This is a genomic window from Leifsonia shinshuensis, from assembly GCF_022606355.1.
Taxonomy (GTDB): domain Bacteria; phylum Actinomycetota; class Actinomycetes; order Actinomycetales; family Microbacteriaceae; genus Leifsonia; species Leifsonia shinshuensis_B.
The window spans coordinates 101,303-119,016 of the sequence record NZ_JAHHZQ010000002.1; the positions used below are offsets into that span (position 1 = coordinate 101,303).

The 17,714-nt window shown below is 68.1% G+C and carries 17 protein-coding genes; 7 read left to right on the top strand and 10 right to left on the bottom strand.

What is annotated here, in order from left to right; genetic code table 11:
* Positions 1-4: 4 nt before the first annotated feature.
* The 4 genes from KNO15_RS07260 to KNO15_RS07275 form a co-directional block, all read right to left on the bottom strand.
* Positions 5-949, bottom strand: a complete 945-nt coding sequence (locus KNO15_RS07260; RefSeq protein WP_241702806.1) for an alpha/beta fold hydrolase — start codon at positions 947-949, stop codon at positions 5-7.
* 164 nt (positions 950-1,113) lie between these two features.
* Entirely contained in the window at positions 1,114-2,910 is a 1,797-nt protein-coding gene (locus KNO15_RS07265) for an alpha/beta fold hydrolase (protein WP_241702807.1), read from the bottom strand.
* A complete protein-coding gene (locus KNO15_RS07270; RefSeq protein WP_241702808.1) occupies positions 2,907-3,506 on the bottom strand; it encodes a TetR/AcrR family transcriptional regulator in 600 nt (199 codons plus the stop codon). The genes KNO15_RS07265 and KNO15_RS07270 overlap by 4 nt, the downstream gene beginning before the upstream one ends.
* A gap of 73 nt (positions 3,507-3,579) precedes the next feature.
* Positions 3,580-5,190 (bottom strand): amidohydrolase, encoded by a 1,611-nt coding sequence (locus KNO15_RS07275; protein WP_241702809.1) that lies wholly within the window; start codon positions 5,188-5,190, stop codon positions 3,580-3,582.
* A 71-nt stretch (positions 5,191-5,261) separates the two neighbouring features.
* Between KNO15_RS07275 and KNO15_RS07280 the strand changes: the two genes are divergently transcribed.
* A complete protein-coding gene (locus KNO15_RS07280) occupies positions 5,262-5,903 on the top strand; it encodes a TetR/AcrR family transcriptional regulator C-terminal domain-containing protein (RefSeq protein WP_241702810.1) in 642 nt (213 codons plus the stop codon).
* On the opposite strand, the gene KNO15_RS07285 is transcribed toward KNO15_RS07280, so the two are convergent.
* The gene (locus KNO15_RS07285; RefSeq protein ID WP_241702811.1) at positions 5,894-7,141 is read right to left on the bottom strand and encodes a M24 family metallopeptidase; all 1,248 of its coding nucleotides are present in this window, start codon (positions 7,139-7,141) and stop codon (positions 5,894-5,896) included. The two genes, KNO15_RS07280 and KNO15_RS07285, sit on opposite strands and share 10 nt — an antisense overlap.
* Positions 7,138-8,634, bottom strand: a complete 1,497-nt coding sequence (locus KNO15_RS07290; protein ID WP_241702812.1) for an APC family permease — start codon at positions 8,632-8,634, stop codon at positions 7,138-7,140. Before KNO15_RS07290 ends, KNO15_RS07285 begins: the two co-directional genes overlap by 4 nt.
* Positions 8,635-9,049: 415 nt before the next feature.
* Between KNO15_RS07290 and KNO15_RS07295 the strand changes: the two genes are divergently transcribed.
* The 4 genes from KNO15_RS07295 to KNO15_RS07310 are packed head-to-tail and all read left to right on the top strand — an operon-like array spanning position 9,050 to position 11,312.
* Positions 9,050-9,808, top strand: coding sequence for a hypothetical protein (locus KNO15_RS07295; protein ID WP_241702813.1), 759 nt, complete (start codon positions 9,050-9,052; stop codon positions 9,806-9,808).
* Positions 9,805-10,305, top strand: coding sequence for an RNA polymerase sigma factor (locus KNO15_RS07300; protein WP_241702814.1), 501 nt, complete (start codon positions 9,805-9,807; stop codon positions 10,303-10,305). Before KNO15_RS07295 ends, KNO15_RS07300 begins: the two co-directional genes overlap by 4 nt.
* A gap of 48 nt (positions 10,306-10,353) precedes the next feature.
* Entirely contained in the window at positions 10,354-10,842 is a 489-nt protein-coding gene (locus tag KNO15_RS07305) for a hypothetical protein (protein WP_241702815.1), read from the top strand.
* A 14-nt stretch (positions 10,843-10,856) separates the two neighbouring features.
* The gene (locus KNO15_RS07310; protein ID WP_241702816.1) at positions 10,857-11,312 is read left to right on the top strand and encodes a carboxymuconolactone decarboxylase family protein; all 456 of its coding nucleotides are present in this window, start codon (positions 10,857-10,859) and stop codon (positions 11,310-11,312) included.
* 284 nt (positions 11,313-11,596) lie between these two features.
* Here the strand turns inward: KNO15_RS07310 and KNO15_RS07315 are convergent, their stop codons facing one another.
* From KNO15_RS07315 to KNO15_RS07325, 3 genes are read right to left on the bottom strand one after another with little or no spacing between them, the layout of a single operon-like run.
* Positions 11,597-12,988, bottom strand: a complete 1,392-nt coding sequence (locus KNO15_RS07315) for an aspartate ammonia-lyase (protein WP_241702817.1) — start codon at positions 12,986-12,988, stop codon at positions 11,597-11,599.
* On the bottom strand, positions 12,985-14,382 hold the full coding sequence (locus KNO15_RS07320; protein WP_241702818.1) for an aldehyde dehydrogenase family protein: 1,398 nt from the start codon (positions 14,380-14,382) through the stop codon (positions 12,985-12,987). Before KNO15_RS07320 ends, KNO15_RS07315 begins: the two co-directional genes overlap by 4 nt.
* Positions 14,383-14,392: 10 nt before the next feature.
* Complete coding sequence (locus tag KNO15_RS07325) at positions 14,393-15,454, bottom strand: homoserine dehydrogenase (protein ID WP_241702819.1); 1,062 nt, start codon at positions 15,452-15,454, stop codon at positions 14,393-14,395.
* Between the two features lie 185 nt (positions 15,455-15,639).
* Between KNO15_RS07325 and KNO15_RS07330 the strand changes: the two genes are divergently transcribed.
* A complete protein-coding gene (locus KNO15_RS07330; RefSeq protein WP_241702820.1) occupies positions 15,640-16,080 on the top strand; it encodes an Lrp/AsnC family transcriptional regulator in 441 nt (146 codons plus the stop codon).
* A 62-nt stretch (positions 16,081-16,142) separates the two neighbouring features.
* The gene (locus tag KNO15_RS07335) at positions 16,143-16,946 is read left to right on the top strand and encodes an IclR family transcriptional regulator (RefSeq protein ID WP_241702821.1); all 804 of its coding nucleotides are present in this window, start codon (positions 16,143-16,145) and stop codon (positions 16,944-16,946) included.
* Here KNO15_RS07335 and KNO15_RS07340 read toward each other — a convergent pair.
* Positions 16,943-17,695 carry an IclR family transcriptional regulator domain-containing protein gene (locus KNO15_RS07340; protein ID WP_241702822.1) on the bottom strand — a complete coding sequence of 251 codons (753 nt, stop codon included), beginning with the start codon at positions 17,693-17,695 and terminating at the stop codon, positions 16,943-16,945. The genes KNO15_RS07335 and KNO15_RS07340 overlap by 4 nt on opposite strands.
* Between the last annotated feature and the right edge of the window lie 19 nt (positions 17,696-17,714).

Consider the following 17,714-nt stretch of genomic DNA (forward strand, 5'->3'; position numbering starts at 1 on the left):
GTCGTCAGCGTATCGGGAGAGAATCCAGGAACGCCGTGGTGTCGGTTCCGATCTCTGCCGATCGGGTGTGATGCAGGTAGTGCTCACCCTCCAGCACGATGACCTTTCCTCGTTCGACGGTCGCCGCCTGCCGCTCGTGGAGGGCGAGCCAGCCGGGGACGTCCTGGTCGTCCCGCCTCACGAAGAGCAGGACGGGCAGCGACGCCGGGAACGTCTTGCCCCGCACCGCCGCGAAGTTGGCGGTGGTTCGGTTCATCTCATCGAGGAGCGTCGGTTCGGTCGCGTTCCTCGTGGTCAGCAGCCGCATCTGCTCCTTCGTGCGCTCGTCGTACGGCATCCCGGCGTACGGATCGCCGGACACCGCCGCCAGGACTCGGAGGATGCCGAGGTCGCGAAGGGCGGCGAGGCCGTCGGTCGGAGCGGGCTCGTCCCACCCGGGCTGATTCGGGACACTGCTGTCGATTCCCACGAACGCGACGAGTTCATCCGCATACATCGAGCTGTACTCGAGTGCGTAGATCCCGGCGATCGAATGCCCCATGAGCACGTAGCGGTCGACACCGAGATACTGCAGCGCCTCATGGATCTCTCGGGCGATGTTCTGTGCGGTGCGAGGTTTGGCGGTCTGATCGCTCAATCCGGTGCCGAACGGTTCGACCGCGATCACCCGGTACTTCTTGTCGAGCTGGGAGATGAGAGGTGTGAAGTCGAGCGCCGGCGCCGCAGTGCCGAGGCCCGGCAGCAGAACGATCGTCTCGGCACCGGTCCCGGTGTCGACCACGTTCATCTTCTTGCCGTCCACGGGGACCTTCTCGCCGTAGGGCACGATCGCTGCGAGATCGGACTTCGTCGCCACGACGTTCACGATCGACGTGGTCGTGAGCAGGAGGACAGGAAGCGCCACGACCGCTCCGATCGTCAGCAGGGTGATCTTCACGCGTTTTCGCACAGGGTTCTCATCTCGGGAGGGCGGCTCGGAGTCCGCGGTTTCGTCGTCCCTCAATCCCACCGAACATGCGAAGACGGCGAAAGTGCCCTGATGTCACGCGACGCGGTGACAGATGTCACGGTGCGGGGATCGGCCCGTGTCGCGGGGAACAACGGGCCCGTCCGTCACCCCACACCCACTCGCGTGAGCAGCTCGATCAGAACGTCGTCGTGGGTGAGCTGCGGATGGTGCCCGGCACCGGGGATCGAGATCAGCTCGACGTCCGGAAGCGACTCCAGCAGTTCCGTCGCGGAAGGGGCGAGGGGGTCTTCGCTTCCTGTGATGATGCGGACCGGGCCGCGGAATCGCCCGAGTGCCTCCCGGAGCTCGGCGCGCCATCGCCTCGATCCCGCGCGCGCGAGGTGCTCGGCCACCCTCGTGGCGGTGCTTCGCTTGAGATCGCTGACGCTCGACGCGAGGGCGACCGCGCTCGCTTCTGATCCGGTCAGCGTGCGAGAGAGCCGAGCCGGGTCGGTGTGCCGGAGGTAGGTGCTGATGAGCGGGCGCAGTCTGGTCGAGGCGCCTGTCGGGGATTGGAGGAAGAAGGGGGAGATCAGCGTCAGGGATCTGACCTGTGCCGGGAACCGGTCGGCCGCGATCACGGCCGCAGCCGCGCCGATCGAATGGCCGAAGAGATCGGCGGGCTCCTCGCCCAGCACAGCAGGAAGCCACCGTTGCCAGTCGTGGATGCCCGTGCCGCCGCTGAGGCCGAGTCCGGGCAGATCGACGGCTCGCGCGTCGATGCCCGATGCGACCTCGGCCCAGGTGTCGGCGTTGAGCGGCAGCCCGGGGAGGATCAGCCGGTTGGATGCGGTCGCTCCGAGCTGGAAGGTCCGCACACCCCCGGCATCGACGAATCGGCGGTCGCCCTTCAGATCGGCACGGAACCGGTGGGCGGCCAGATGGTCGGCCCAACGTTCCAGGGATTCCCGCACTTCGGGCATCCGGATCCCGTGCCGGTCGGCGAAGTCGATCGCGGACTGCGTCGGATAGCGGTCGGCGGACATGAAGCCGAGCGTCTCCGGATCCGCCTTGGTGATCCGCTGCGGGAGCCGTTTGATGACGCCGACCGGAATCCTCAGCCACGGGACCTTCGCGCCGAGATGCCGGCCGACGTGCGTGAGCAGGTCGGCGAGCGGCGGGGTGTCGTCGTCGAGAACCCAATAGGCCACTCCGGCAGAAGCCGGATCGACGGCCGCGGCCGCCATGAAGGCGGCCAGGTAGTCGACCGTCACGACCGGGAGGAACGTCGATCCGCCTCCGGGAAGCGCAGCCGCGGTGCCGTCCCAGACCTGCTCGATCGTCGTGGCGAGCCCGATGAGCTGGTCGGACTCCCCCGTCGTACTGTCGCCGATCACGCTGGACGGGTTGACGATCGTCCAGGGGACTCCGCGCGCGAGAGCTCGCGCCTGGAAGATCGCGTCGGATTCCACCTTCGACGCCTCGTAGGCGCCGAGTTCGTCGTAGATCGCGGCGCGCTGGTCGGCCGACCACGGGACGCTCGTGGGGTCCTGGCCGCCCACGCGGTACCCCGACACATGGACGACGCGCTGCAGGCGGGGCAGTCCTGCGGCGAAGTCGATCAGCTTCTCGACGATTCCGACGTTCGCGCCGCGTGCCTCGTGAGCGGTCATGCCGAACCGGTAGGACCCGGCGCAGTTGTGGATCTCGGTGATGGACGCGAAGGCCGCCGGCCCACCCGCAAGGATCTCCGGAGCATCGAAATCGACGATCGTCGTGCCGATGCGCCGGCTCAGGCCGTGCTCCTCGACCCACCGCTCGACGCGCGCTCCTGACTCGGCGTTCCGAACCGCGGCGGTGACCTTCGCACCGGCCGCTGCAAGCGTGAGGACGAGGTGACGGCCGACCAGTCCGGAGGCGCCGAAGACCAGGGCGTGTCGGGAGCCTTCATCCGGTGTCATCGCGTCTCCCCCGCCTTCGCGGAGCGCTGGTCGATGAGCGCCGCCACGACCTCCGCGGCTGAAGCCAGCGGCTGAACACTCCGCATGGCGCGAGAGACGATGACCGCCCCCTCGATCGTCGACACGACGACGGTCGCCAGAGACCGGGCGTGCTCGGCATCGACGCCGCCGGCCTCGAGGAGCGAGGCCGCTGCCGCGATCCACGACTCGAATGCCGTGACGCACGCGAGCCGGAGTCTCTCGCTCTCCGCGCCCATCTCCAGCGTGACGACCGAGACCGGGCAGCCCAACCGGAAGTCGCTCCCGCTGACGATGGTCGACAGGGCGGCGATCACGGCGCGGACAGCATCCGACGCGTTCCCCGTGGACGCGGCCGCCTCCGAGATCAGCGTCTCGAACTGCTTCGCTGCGAGTTCGACCGCGGCGACTCCGAGACCTTCCTTCCCATCGGGGAAGTGGAAGTAGACGGACCCTTTGGGCGCCGCCGCGTGCTCGATCACCGCGTTCAGGCCCGTTCCGCTGAAACCGCTGGTCTGGATGAGCTCGAGCATGGACTCTGCGAGCCGTGCCTTCGTCAGGTCTCCTTTGGATGTCATGCGTTCATAATAGACCGGTCTATATATTTTGGCGAACCACGATCAGAAGACCACGAGACACGGCCGGTCCTCATCATGCGCTCATGAACACGACCGACCCTGCCACGACGGTGCCGACGACGGGGGCGTCGACGAACTCGTCGAGTGGAGCAGTCGACGGATCGGCGGCGAAGACGCTGAGGTCGGCGCGCTTGCCGACCTCGATGGATCCGGCGATCGCGCCGTCTCCGACGGACCGGGCGGCAGACACGGTGTAGCCGGCGATCGCTGCAGGGATGCTGAGGGCCTGGTGCGGCGCGATCGCCTCGGCCCGGGAGGAGCCCGGTGAGCGCCGGAGGCAGGCGGAGGCGATGATTCGACGCGGATCGAAGCCGGCGATGGGCCAGTCCGACCCGAGGACGAGCGGAACCCCTGCGGCTTCGAGTCGCCCCAGCGGCCAGGCGTTCGCGAGGCGGTCGTGGCCCATCCGTATGGACCAGTTGTCCGTTTCGTCCGGGTGGAGAAAGTCCGTGCAGTGGGTGGGCTGCATGCTGATCGTCGCCGATGAGGCAGCAATGCGGGCGATGCCGCGTCCGGAGAGATACTCGATGTGCTCGATACGGTGGGGCACGACTCGACGATGAGACCCGAGGCCGGCATTCGCCCTGTCGATCGCGTCGGCGGCGTGGAGCACCGCCTGATCGCCGATGGCATGCGTGGCAGTGACGATGCCCCGTTCCGCGAAGTAGCGGATCGCGGCGCCGTACGCGTCGAGGTCGTGCCAGAGCGGCGCCGTCGAGCCGCCGAGGCTGTCGTGCTCCGACAGCCAGGCGGTCCCGTCGTCGATCGTTCCGTCGAGGAAGAACTTGGCGCCACCGACTCGCCAGCGGTCGCCGCGGCGGTTCTGCATCCCCGCGAGCGCACTCCAGGCCTGCCGGTCCGAGTCCGCCGGGCACCAGGGCATGCAACGGATCGTCACCGGCAGCGGACCGTCATCCTCGAGTGCTCGATACAGGCGCGCTGCCGCGTCGTCGAACTCCAGCGCATGGATTCCGGTCAGTCCGGCCTGGGACATCGCCTCGAGCGCCGTGCGGAGGAGGGCCGCCTGGCGATGGGACGAGAGGGCGGGCGCCGCGCGCTCGACCAGCTCCACAGCATCCGGCTCCCGCAGATAGCCGGTGGGCGAACCGTCCTCGTCGCACACGATGCGGGCAACTCCGGGCAGGTCATGCGCGCCGTGGATCCCGGCTGCGAGGAGGGCGGCGGAGCTCGCGAGCGCCGAGTGCCCGTCGAACATCCGGAGCAGGGCCGGCCGGCCGCCGGTGGCGTCGTCGATCATCGACCGGCTGGGGGCGCGCCCGCCGAAGACGTCCGGCAGGAGACCCCAGCCCCGCAGCCATTCGCCGGGGGGCGCGGTTGCGGCCTCGTCGGCCAGGAGGCGTCGGACGCTGTCGAGATCCCGCGCATCGCGCAGCGAGACACCTGCTGTCAGGTTGGCTCCGAGAACCGGGTGGGTATGGCCGTCGGTGAACCCGGGCAGGATGGCTGCCGACCCGACATCGTAGACAGCGGTTCCTCGACCGCGCCAGTCTCGGATGTCGGCGCGGTCGCCGACGGCGACGATGTGCCCGTCGGCGATCCCGATGGCGTGGACCGGTCGTCCACCGGGCGCCAACGGGACGCTGCCAGCCAGGATGAGATCCATCGTCGCTCCTTTTACGAATATGATTCGGTTACTGTCATGAGCATCTCAACGGTGCAGTCGAGGGGGATTCGATGCCGAGACCACGCACTCCGAAGCTGTCGCCGGAGCTGATCGCCCGAGCGGCGATCGCCGAGGTGGACAGCACGGGTGATTTCACGATCGAAGGGCTCGCGCGTGCGCTTGGCGTGGTGCCCTCCTCGCTCTACAGCCATGTCACCGGCCGCTCCGCGATCATCGAACTGACGCGGAACGAGCTCATCCCGTCCAACCCGGGTGACGAGACGGGTCTCACCTGGGAGCAATCGCTCACCCGCTTCGTCCGGCGCTATCGCGACGCGCTCGGCGAGCATCCTCGGCTCATACCGGTGCTCACGTTGAACACGGTCGCCGGCCCCGAGACGGTGGCCCTCTACCAGTCGCTGGCGGGCATCCTGCGCAGGGCGGGGTTCAGCGACGACAGGCTGCTCGACGCGGTCACGACGGTCGACGTGTTCACCCTGGGTGCGGCGCTCGATCTCGCGACACCCGACGACACCTGGCTCCCCGAGCGTTTCCCCGACGGGCCGTTGCGCGACGCGCTCTCCTCGGCGCCACGAGGGCGTGCGCGTTCGGAGAGCGCGTTCGCGTTCGGGCTCGAGGTCCTCGTGGCGGGGCTGAGCGAGGCGCTGGGCTCGGATCGCCCGACCGAGCCCAGCGTCCACGGTCACCAGTAGAGCTGCGGGCTCGTCGAGAGCATCTCGTTGCCATCCGCGCCGACGATGAAGACATCCTCCCAGGTCGCCGATCCGACTCCCGGGGTGTTGAAGAACACCTCCACGGTCATGACGCTGCCCTCACGGATCGGCTCGTGGATGAACGCCGCTGCCGGGGCCTCACCACCGGCGGGGACCACCGGCGCCTGGAAGAACGTGCCGAGTCCGTGCCCGTAGACATCCCACTGCGAGGCGTCTGCTACCGCGAAGTCGCTCTGCTCCACGAGGCGGTCGCCGTAAGCTCCGATCTCCGCGGCGGTCGCACCGGGGCGGAAGGCATCGATGATCGCGTTGTGGATGCTGAGGCTGTCCTCCACGAGCCGGCGTTGCGCCGAGGTGGGGCGATTGCCGCAGACCGCGGTGCGTCCGGGATCCAGCCAGTAACCGTGCAGGATCGGACCGTAGATCCAACCCCGCAGCATGTCGCCTTCGCGCGGAGCCACGGGGCGGTGGCCATACATCGGGCTGCTCCACATGAAGTGCTCGCTGTGCTGTCCGTGGTCGATCGCGACCCGCTGGATGCCACCCCCCGCGCGGTAGACCTCCGCCGCGGCCATCGCCGCGGCTTCTGACTCCGGCTTGCCCGCGATGAGGGCGGTCATCAGCGCATCCATGGATCGGGAGGCGATGACGCCCGCCTCCCGGAACACGTCACGCTCGCGCGGCGACTTGTGCATCTGCACGCGCACGAGCAGGTCGTCCACCGCCACCCACTCGATCTGCGGGGTGCGCTCGGTGAGGGCGCGGTGGATCTGCACGGGCAGGAAGTTGTCGCCGACGTAGCCGACGCGGCCCTCGAGCCCGAGGTCGTTCATCCGCTGTGCGAGTCCCTCGCCCAGGTCGAAGTGGCTGTGGACCGCTCCTGTCGCGACTTGCGCCGGGTCGGTCGAGGCGGCACCGTCGACGGTGTGGACCTCTGGCTCGTGTCCGGGGCGAAGGAGGACGGCTGCGTGGGCGCGGCCGGCGCCGACGCCGGGAAGCGGAGGCTCTTGTCCGGACGCGATGGACGCGTAGTTCGTCAGCCAGTACACGTCTCCGGCACGATCGAACGACCCGCCGCTCTTCTGCCATACGACCAACGCCGGAAGGTCCGCGTCACGCATCGCGAGGAGGGTGCGCTCCCAGCGGTCGTGATATTCCTCGAGCGGAAACGGGAGGTCGGTGCCGACCGCCCGGTCGAGCGTGTAGTCCAGTGTCATCGGGTTTCCTTTCGGGTGAGGTGCTGTTCGGTCTCGTCGGCAGGTCTCATGCCGACGGCTGCAAGTCGTTCCGGTCTCCGGATGGCCGTCGCGCAGGCCCACGCCGCCGAGAGCACGATCACACTGCACAGGACGGCGATCAGCACCGCGTTCACAGCCGATGCCGCCCCTGTCAGGAGATCGAATTGCGCCAGCAGGACAGCCAGAGCCAGCGACAGGAGGATCGCAGCGACGGCGGGTGCCCATCGACGCCGCAGCAGTCCCTGCCGAGCGCGCCGGAAGTGGACGACCACTGCCGCGGAGGTGGCGATCTGCAGGACGATCATGAAGATCGCCGCCATGCCGGTGAGCCACAGCGCGACATTGAGGTAGGGGTCCAGGCCGAGCACTGCGGCGACGAGGATGGCGATCACGGTGACGACGGTCTGGAGGAGTCCGGCCATCCACGGCGCTCCGGTCCGCATCGACGTCCGGGCGACCAGGCGCGGTAGCACGCCGTCCAGTGCGAGGGAGTGAGCGTAGCGGTTGGCGCCGTTGTGGAATGCGAGTTGCGCGGCGAGGAGGCTCGTGAGGATCAGGGCCTGCATGAGGATGGAGGCCCACTCGCCGACGTACGTGCGAGCCAGGACGAAGAACAGGTCCGCACCGTACTTCTCGACGGCCGTGGCCAGACTGCTCGCGCCGAAACCCTGCACGACCACCCAACTGACGACCGCGTAGAACGCGGCGATCCCCACCACCGTCACCACGCCCGCCCGCGGGATCGTCCGGTCGGGGTCACGCGCTTCCGCCCGGTAGAGGGCGATCGCCTCGATGCCCAGGAAGCCGATGAACGCGAGTGCGAGGACCGCGCCCATCCCCGGCGCGAACACGTTCGAGGGAAGCAGCGAGGACAGTTCCAATCCGTGTGCGCCGCCTCGGACGAGCACCGCGATGGCCACGAACGCGACCAGAGCGAGCTCCGCGCTGAGAAGCACGGCCAGCACTCGGGCACCGACACCGATCCCCGTGGCCGCGATCGCGAAGATCACGAAGGCGACCACGACAGCCGCGACCGGCCACGGGATGTCGACGCCGATGAGGAGCTTCGCATCCTGAACGACGTACACCGAGATCAGGCCGAGCGCGCCGATGAGGGCGACGTTGTATGCGACGAGAGCGACGATCGCGCTCGCGGCCCCCGCTGCCCGGCCCAGGCCGACGGAAATGTAGGCATAGAACGCACCCTGGCTGCGGACGTGCGGTGTCATGGCGGTGAAGCCGGCGAGGAAGAGCAGCAGCACGCCACCTGCGCCGAGGAACGCGGCAGGCACGCCGACGCCGCCGATTCCCAGCATCAGCGGGCTGAACCCGCCGAGGTAGCCGAGCGGGCCGGCGGCCGAGATCACGAGGAATGCGATCCCGGCCGCGCCCAGCGTGTTGGCGCGAAGTCCGACGCCACGCGCGGTGTGGACGGGGGAAGGTGCTGGAGAGGAGGACGTCTCTGCTGACATGTCAGCCCTTCGGTTCGGATAAGTTAACCGAATGGTTTTCGGTTAATGGATTGTGGCACGTCGAGCGACACGCGTCAATCGGTTCGGCCGAGCCGTTTCAGGGCCACGCCGGTACGGGAGCACGGCCGGGGCGAAACTCGGAGTCACCCAGAAGAACGGCTCGCCACACTCTCCCCGCACCATCGACCCCACCCGAAGCTGCTGGGCGCAACGAACAGAGAGAGCCCGGCCGATGGCCGGGCCTATCCTGGGCCCTCTCGCCACGACGCTGCCCGTCAGAAGCCGTGCAACATCAACGATCTACGGGTTCGGCCGACCCTCACCAACCTCCTCTGACCTCACTCGGTCGTGCGCAGAATGTGCGCGTATTCGACCGCCGTGAAACGATCGGTCGTGTTCCGGACATGTTGGTTGTATGACGAAGATCACTGATGACGAGCTCGAAGCGCGAGTGCGAGCCGTTGCCGGCGTGTCGCCTGCGCAGAATGCTGGCGTGGCCGCTTCACTGACACACGTTCTCGATCAGCTCAGCGACCCCGACATCCGCTCGGGACTAACGCCGAAGCCGGTGTGGTGGCGTCGCCGGCCTGTGCTCGGAGCCGCCCTCGGAGTCATCATCGCTGTCGGGGTTGTCGGCGTCCCGGCGGCAGCGGCGGTGCAGTGGCTGGCGCACACAGGCATGTTCGGCGGCCAAGGTACAGAAGTCGACAAGTCGGAGTGGATCGGACTCGACGCTTCCGACGCGCCTTCTGCCATTCGCGGCCTCTACCCTGCCTGGATGCCGTTGCCGGCCGGAACAACTCGTGCCGACGCCGAGGCCACAGTCGGATCCCTCTACCACCGAAGTGTCGACGAAGCGCAGGAGGAGACGCCCGGACACGTGCTGACCCAGGAAACGGACATCAGACGCATGTTCGAGAGCTACGGCCGATGCACGTGGTACCGGGCATGGATCGACGCGGACCAGACTCGCGATGAGGCCGCGCTCGCGCTCGCAACCAAGACCATCGACGAAGCGACCGGTTGGCCGGCCACTGTGAGCACCGACGGTTCTGGCGTCGTGGATCACCTGCGCGAGGTCGCCCGCTCCGCAGGAGACGGCGATCGTGATGCCATCGTCGCAGCGTACGGAATCGACGGTTGCGCTCCGTTCACCGGGAACCTCGGCGGATGACCGCCAGCATCGGCGCCGAGCGAACCGACGTCAACGTCCTTGAACCGTTCCTCCGCGAAATCGCGCCGGACCTGCTCGCCTACTTCACTCGGCGGGTCTGGCCGACCGAGGACGCCGCTGATTGCCTTTCCGAGACGCTTCTGGTGCTCTGGAGGAGGCGTGATGACCTCCCGGCCGATGCGCGGGACCATCGCGCGTGGGCATTCGGAGTCGCCAGGCGAGTCCTCGCCAACTTCCGCCGAGGGGCGATCCGACGCATCGCCCTGAACGACCGGCTTCGTGAGAGCCTCGCCACTGCTGCCGTCGCGACAGGAACAGACGAGACCATGACCGACGCTCTCGCGCAGCTCACGGAGAACGACCGCGAACTGGTCACGTTGATCCTCTGGGACGGATTCGGAGTCGCCGAGGCCGGCGCCATACTCGGGTTGAAACCGGCTACGGCCCGGACCCGATTCGCACGTGCGAAAGCGCGACTGCGCGACCTGCTGGGATGACCACGAGTCGGCGACGGTGAGATCCTCGTCACGGTCGAAGCCGTCGCAGTGGAGAACGTCGACCGTGCGTTCGTCGCCGGCACGCACTACGCCGCGGCCGACTTCGTGGCCGCACTGCCCGCGATCCCGTGCTTCGACGGCGTCGGTCGCCTCACCGACGGCACGCTCGTCGGATTCGGCGGTCTGAAGCCTCCTGCGGGTGCGCTCGCCGAGCGCGTGGTCGTTCCGGCCGGATATGCGATGCCGATTCCCGATGGGATCGCACCCGAGATCGCGCGACTGCTCGGCGCGGGACGCATCGTCGCGACGGGGCGGGATGCCGGTGCCCTCCACGAGGCCACGCACCGCGTCCCCGGCGTTCCGGACCACTCGGCACGCACCCACGGTCATGCTATGCAGGGGAAGCACCCGCGCCCACAGGGCAGGCACCCGCGTCTGCAAGGCCGCATCCACCACCAGCACCGAGAGCCACGCGTCCTCGTCGCGTGGCAGAACCGCATCGCCCGGCTCTTCGGAGCACTGCGCGCACGTCCGTGAGGTTGAATGAGAGCATGCGCCCGTTCTTGGACAAGGTCATGCCCGATGCGTGGCGAGCCGCGCAAGCACTCTCCACGACGGTGGTGCAGGAGGTGGTTCGCGCGGGAGTGACAGAGCAGGAGGTCGAGCTCATCAAGGTGCGCTCGTCCCAGCTCAACGCGTGCGCCTTCTGCCTCGACCTCCACACCCGGGAGGCGCGTCGCGTCGGCGTGCCCCAGCAGAAACTCGACATGCTGGCCGCCTGGCGCGACTCGGGAGTTTACGACGAGCGCGAGCGTGCGATGCTGGCCATCGCCGAGGCAGCGACCGCGCTGCCGTTGACCGAGGACGCGCGGGCCGACCTGGCCGGGGCCCGTAACCTTCTGGGCGATGTCGAGTTCGCCGCGGCCGAATGGGTCGCGGTGACGATCAACGCCTTCAACCGGATCTCGATCCTCAGCGAGCACCCGGTCCGACTGCGGAAGGACTGATGCCGACCCTGTTCGTCCGGACTCGCGACCAGCAGGAAGATCCATCCGATCTGATCCGTAACGGCCATCGCTGTTCGCCCACGTCGTTCACCTTGCGCGGTGTCCGTGGCTGCCCAGATTGGCCGTAAACGAGAAACGGCGGCTGAACATCAGCCGCCGTTCCCGTGTTTTCGAGCTATGCAGCGAGGGCGGGACTCGAACCCGCGACACCATGATTTTGAGCGGCGTGCTCGTATGGCATGATTTGGGCGCCTGCACCTTTGCCAAATTCTGCGTGGGTAGCGCTATACAGGTCTGACCGACATGAGTTCGGACGCTTCATCCCGGCCCAGCGCCGAGAAGCGCTCCACCGCCTCGGCGATCGGTATCTCCTCCTCCAGCGCGTACTTCGCGGCGCGCGCGGCGGCCTCATAGCCGATCGCAGGCACGAGGGATGTGACCGAGCCGACGGAGGTCGACACGCGCTGCTCGAGCACCTCTCTATTGCCTTGGATTCCCGTCACGCACAGCTCGGTGAGAACGCGGACGCCGTTGGTCAGCCAGCCGATCCCCTGGAGGAGCGAGTGCGCGATGATCGGCTCGAAGGCATTGAGCTGCAATTGGCCCGACTCGGCCGCGACGGCGACCGTCACGTCCGCACCCATGATGGAGAAGGCGATCTGATTGATCACCTCGGGGATGACCGGATTGACCTTTCCCGGCATGATCGAGGAGCCGGCCTGTCGCGGCGGCAGACGGAGCTCGCCGAAACCGGTCTGTGGGCCGCTCGAGAGAAGCCTCAGATCGCTACTGATCTTGGACAGCTTCACTGCGGAGCGGCGCAGGATCCCGGATGCCTGCAGGAATGCGCCCGTGTCCCACGTGGCCTCGAACAGGTCATAGGCGGGCTCGATCGGCAGGCCCGTCAGCTCGCGCAGGTGATCCAGCGCGGCGGTGCGGTACCCGGGCCCTGCGGTGATTCCCGTCCCGATCGCCGTCGCACCGAGGCTGCATTCCAGGAGCAGCGGGATGAGCTCGCGGATCCGCTGGATGTCCTCTCGGACGGAGACGCCGAACGCGGTCAGTTCCTGGCCGAGAGTCATCGGCACGGCGTCCTGGAGTTGCGTGCGACCGATCTTCTTCAGGTCCGCGTGCGCGCGTCCACGCTCCTCGAAGGCCGCCGCGAGCGCCTCCAGCTCCGGGATCAGAAGCTGGAACGCCGAGACGATCGCCAGCTTCACCGACGTCGGATAGACGTCGTTGGTCGACTGGCTCCTGTTCACATCGTTGATGGGATGGACGCGGTCGTACCGCCCCTTCTTGAAACCGAGGGTCTCGAGCGCCGCGTTGGCGATGACCTCGTTGGCGTTCATGTTGCTGCTCGTGCCCGCGCCGCCCTGAACGACATCCACGCAGAACTGGTCATGCAGGTCGCCCTGACGAATGCGCTCGCAGGCGGCGATGATGGCGCGCGCCGTGGAGTGGGGAACCAGCTTGAGATCCTCGTTGGCCATCACCGCCGCCTGCTTGACGGTGACCAACGCCGTGACGAGTGACGGATGGCGGGAGATCGGAGTCCCGCTGATGGGGAAGTTCTCCAGCGCCCGCAGCGTGTGGATCCCCCAGTACGCCGACGCCGGCACCGCGGCGTCTCCCAGCGAGTCGGTCTCTGTGCGGGAGAGTGTGTTCGTGCTCATCCGTTGATGCACACCACCTTGGGCTGAGTCATGTCCTCGAATGCGAAGCGGACTCCCTCCCGGCCCATGCTGCCGTACTTCGAACCCCCGAACGGCATGCTGTCGATGCGGTAGTCGGACGAGTCGTTCACCATCACGCCGCCGGCGTCGAGTTGGGCCGACAGCCGGAGCGCGCGGTTGAGATCGTTGGTGAAGACGGCGGCGTGGAGGCTGAAGTCGATCTCGTTCGCGAGCGCGAGCGCCTCCTCTTCGGTGTCGAACACCTGGAGTACGACGATGGGCCCGAAGGCTTCATCGGCCCACACCTCGCACGAGAACGGCACGTTCTCGAGCACGGTCGGCTGGTAGACGGAGCCTTCCCGTCGATGGCCGGCGAGCACCGACGCTCCCGCCGCGAGGGCGTCGTCGACCAGACGCTCGGCGCGCATGGCGCTTTCTTCGGTGATCATGGGCCCGACGTCCGTGGTCTCGTCGGTCGGGTCGCCGACGGTGAGAGCCGACGTCGCGGCGACGAAGAGGTCGCGGAACGCGTCGTAGACGTCGCGATGCACGAGGATGCGCTGCGAGCCGATGCAGTTCTGGCCGGCTGCCCAGAACGACCCCGAGACCGTGGCTTCGACGGCCTCGTTGATGCGCGCGTCGTCGAAGATCACCACGGGAGCGTTCCCTCCGAGTTCCATCGACAGCTTTTTGAGTCCCGCACCTCGCGCGATCGCCTCGCCGGTCGCGAAGCCTCCCGTGAAGGACACCAGGCGCACTTCCCGTGCTCCGACGATCGCCTGGGCGACCGTGCGGTCCCCGCTGACGACGGTGATGATCTCGTCCGGGAGGCCGGCCTCGATCAGCAGGTCCACGAGCCGGACCGCCGTCAGCGGAGTGAGCTGCGAAGGTTTCAGGATGACCGAGTTGCCGGCCGCGATCGCCGGTCCGAGCTTGTGGGCGACCAGGTTGAGGGCGTCGTTGTAGGGCGTGATCGCGGCGATCACGCCGAGAGGCTCACGAGTGAACCACCCCGTGCGGTTCTCCGAACCTTCGAACGCGTCGAACGGAACGACCTCGCCCGCATTCGAGCGGGCCTCGTCCGCGGACAGCGACAGCGTGTTCGCCGCTCGGCGGACCTCCTTGCGCGCCTGACGGATGGTCTTGCCGGCTTCTGCCACGATCAGGGCGGCGAGCTCGTCCTGGCGCTCGAGTACGAGCGACGCAGCACGGGCGAGGATGCCGTGTCGGGTGTACCGGGAGAGCTTGCGGGAGAGCTCGAAGCCCAGCTTCGCGCGCTCGATCACACGATCGATGTCCTGCACGTCCGTCTGCTGAACCGACCCGATCGTCGCGCCCGTGTAGGGATTGCGGACGTCGAGGGTGGGGGACGGGGTCTGCCGTATCGAAGTCATGGTCGCCATCTCAGACCGCGCTCGTCGCCACGAGGCCGCTGCGGACCGAGCTGTCGATCGCGATGATGTCGGACAGCAGTGCGTAGGCGGTCTCCACGCGACCGGCGCCAGGGCCGGAGACCGTGACGTCGCCGAGCAGCTCGGTCTCGAACTTCACTGCGTTGGTCGCGCCGGAGATGCCCTGCAACGGGTGGTCGGCGGCCACTGCGACCGGAGCCACCCTCCCGGTCACCGTGCCGTCCGGGAGTCGCCTGGCCGACCCGATGAGCTTCCAGCGCTTCCCCTGCGTCGCCGCCGCGACGATGTCCTCGGCGGAGACGACCGAGATGCCGACGCGCTCGACATCCGCGGTGGTCAGGTTCGCTCCGAGAAGTTCGTTCGCGAGGATGACGACCTTCAGCTGCACGTCCGACCCCTCGATGTCGGCAGTGGGGTCCGCCTCCGCGTACCCGAGGCCTTGGGCTTCCGCGACGGCGTCGGCGAGGCTCAGTCCGGCCTCCATCCGCCCCAGCACGTAGTTGCTGGTGCCGTTGAGGATGCCTTCCACGGCGGTGAGACCTGCGCCGGCCAACTGCTGCTTCGCGAAGCGGAGGATGGGCGTGCCCGAGAGGACCGACCCCTCGTACTCGAATCTCACACCGTACTCGGCTGCGAGGGACTTCAGCCCGGCGCCCGCGAGCGCGATCGGCCCCTTGTTGGTGGTCGTCACGTGCTTGCCCGACTCGAGCGCCCACGTGACGTGGGAGACGGCCGGCTGCCCATCGAGCGGGTTGGTGAACGTCGCCTCGACCACGATGTCCGCGGTCGAGTTGCGGATGACGTATTCGTTGCGAGCCTCCGCGTCGCCGCCGACGAGGCCGGCGAAGGACTCTCCTGCCCGCATGGCCAGCACCTGTGCGACATCGATCCCGTCGGCCTGCATGAGGGACCCGAGACGAAGGTCGGTGATGGCGACGATGCGCAGGTCGAAGCCGAGTTCGGAACGCAGCCGCTCACCACGGTCGCGGATGAGCTCGGCGAGGGCGCGGTTCACTCCGCCGAAGCCGATAAGGGCGAGGTCGTATCGATCCACGATGATCTCCAATTCTCATGTGCGGATGCCGTCCATCATCGGTTCCGGCCGTGTCGGAGCACTGCTGTCAATCCGCTCCCCTGCCGTGCCGGAACGGCGGGAATGCTGCCGAAACGTCCTCCGCCGCTCCGAGACGCCGCTCGTGCGGCTTTACTGAACGGAGCACGCACCCGAGGGAGGCACCCATGCGACCGCTCGACACCCACGATCGAACGCTGATCGACCTGCTCACGCGGGATGCCCGGCTGAGCACCGCCGAACTGGCCGGCTACCTCGGAGAGACGCCCGAGAACGTGCTCGACCGCATCACCACGCTGACGACCTCCGGGCATATCGCCGGCTACCGAGCGGTCCGGGGTTTCCCCGACCCGGATCGGCAACCGATCACGGTGCTCATGTTCATCGAACGGAACCAGGCACTGAGCGGCAAGGATGTGCTGCGGAGCCTTCGCACCCTCCCCGAACTCGTCAGCAGCGACGTCGCCGATACCGGGTTCGACCTGCTCCTCAGGCTCCGTGTCGAGACGGAGGCGAGAATCGCGGAGATCGAAGCGTTCTTCGACCAGCAGGTCGGTGTGACGAAGGTGACGGTTGTGCGCCCGGTGTCGTCCGTGGAGAAGCACTGATCGCGGCAGGCGGACCGCCCTGCGCATCCGGCCCCTCTCCGCGTGCGGATTAGGCTTGCGACATGGCGATGCGTGACGACGAGCGCAACATCTCCTCCAGCATGGGCCGGGGCTTCTCGATCCTGAGCGCGCTGGCTCAGCTCACGTCGCAGGAACCGTTCAGCGCGTCGGTCCAGGAGGTCGCCCACGCCCTCGGACGCGAGCGCTCGCAGATCTCGCGAACCCTCTCCGCGCTCGCGAGCAAGCACCTGGTGGTCAGAGGGGACGACCAACGGTATCGCCTGGCGTGGAGCTGGTACGCCGCGGCACAGGAGCTGACCCAGCGGCGATTGCGCACCATCGGGCTCTCCGTCCTCGACGAGCTCGCCGACACCGTCGGGGAGGCGTGCTTCATCGGCACGCTCCAGGGCGACGCGACCCTCACGATCGTCGAGAGCATCCCTTCCACCGCCCGCATGATCGGTTCGTGGGTCGGACGCGCCTACCCCGCGTTCTGCAGCGACGCCGGCCAAGCGGTGCTGTGGGACGCCTCCGACGACGAGGTCCGTTCGGTGTTCGCCCGGACCGAGTTCACGAGCCGCGGACCGAACGCACCGCGATCGGTGGAGGACTTCCTGGAGCGTTTGCACGAGTCGCGTACTCGGGGGTTCGTCATCGTCGACCAGGAAGCGGAGCCGGGACTGTACTCGATCTCGGCGCCGGTTCGTGACTTCCGCTCGGAGGTCGTGGCCGCGATCCAGATCGTGGGCGAGCGCGATGCGCTGCTCCCCCGCACCCAGGACTTCGCGGCGCACTGCGTGACGGCCGCGAACGGCCTGTCCCGCGCGATCGGAGCTCCGGCGCGGGCCGATACGGACGTCGGCTAGAAGCCAGACGCCAGGACGTCCAGCCGGTCGCGAACCTCCCGGAGTGCCGCGTGCGAGGTCCGCCTCGAGGCGCCGCCCTGCTTCGGCACTACCACCGACACCGACGCGACGACACCCGCTTTCCCGCGGATCGGGAGGGCGATCTCCGTCACCCCGTCCGCGTATTCGTCCACCGCGGTGATGATGTCGGCGGCGCGGTCTCGCTCGAGGTGCGCTTCCACCTCCGCCACGGAACGAGCCGCGTTCGGACCGCCCACTCCGATGAACTGGACGTTCTCGAGAAGGCTCTCGAGCTGAGCGCGGGAGTGGTCCCACAGAAGGGCACGGCCTGACCCGGTGCACCAGATCGGGCTGACCATGCCGGGGCGTACGACCGGGTCGGGCGCACCGCTGCCGATCTCATAGCGGAGAAGCACGGTGGCCGGTCCGTCCGCAGCGCTGACCAGCGCGGTCGACCGGAGCCGGGAGGCGAGTGCGCGCAGTTCATGCCTGGCCGCTCCCAACCAGTGCTCGTTGAGCGCGCCGGCGGTGCCGAAGTACGCGTCGCTCGCCGTCAGCGCGGCCGCCTCGTCGCGCTCCAGGTAGCGCAGGGCCCGCATTTCCTGGGTCAGCCGGGATGCCCTGCTGCGCTCGATCCCCACCGCGTCGGCGAGACGAGTGACCGTGAGACTCTGCCGGCCGGAACGCTCCCGCTCGACCGCAGCCTCGAGCAGTGCGAGGCCCTGAAGCAGGGACGACGGCAACGACACGATCCCTCTCCTTCTGAAC

Coding starts and splice junctions, on each gene's coding strand:
- KNO15_RS07265 (WP_241702807.1), bottom strand. CDS start 2,910: ATGACACCGGATGAAGGCTCCCGACACGCCCTGGTCTTCGGCGCCTCC.
- KNO15_RS07270 (WP_241702808.1), bottom strand. CDS start 3,506: ATGACATCCAAAGGAGACCTGACGAAGGCACGGCTCGCAGAGTCCATG.
- KNO15_RS07275 (WP_241702809.1), bottom strand. CDS start 5,190: ATGGATCTCATCCTGGCTGGCAGCGTCCCGTTGGCGCCCGGTGGACGA.
- KNO15_RS07280 (WP_241702810.1), top strand. CDS start 5,262: ATGCCGAGACCACGCACTCCGAAGCTGTCGCCGGAGCTGATCGCCCGA.
- KNO15_RS07285 (WP_241702811.1), bottom strand. CDS start 7,141: ATGACACTGGACTACACGCTCGACCGGGCGGTCGGCACCGACCTCCCG.
- KNO15_RS07290 (WP_241702812.1), bottom strand. CDS start 8,634: ATGTCAGCAGAGACGTCCTCCTCTCCAGCACCTTCCCCCGTCCACACC.
- KNO15_RS07295 (WP_241702813.1), top strand. CDS start 9,050: ATGACGAAGATCACTGATGACGAGCTCGAAGCGCGAGTGCGAGCCGTT.
- KNO15_RS07300 (WP_241702814.1), top strand. CDS start 9,805: ATGACCGCCAGCATCGGCGCCGAGCGAACCGACGTCAACGTCCTTGAA.
- KNO15_RS07310 (WP_241702816.1), top strand. CDS start 10,857: ATGCGCCCGTTCTTGGACAAGGTCATGCCCGATGCGTGGCGAGCCGCG.
- KNO15_RS07315 (WP_241702817.1), bottom strand. CDS start 12,988: ATGAGCACGAACACACTCTCCCGCACAGAGACCGACTCGCTGGGAGAC.
- KNO15_RS07320 (WP_241702818.1), bottom strand. CDS start 14,382: ATGACTTCGATACGGCAGACCCCGTCCCCCACCCTCGACGTCCGCAAT.
- KNO15_RS07330 (WP_241702820.1), top strand. CDS start 15,640: ATGCGACCGCTCGACACCCACGATCGAACGCTGATCGACCTGCTCACG.
- KNO15_RS07335 (WP_241702821.1), top strand. CDS start 16,143: ATGGCGATGCGTGACGACGAGCGCAACATCTCCTCCAGCATGGGCCGG.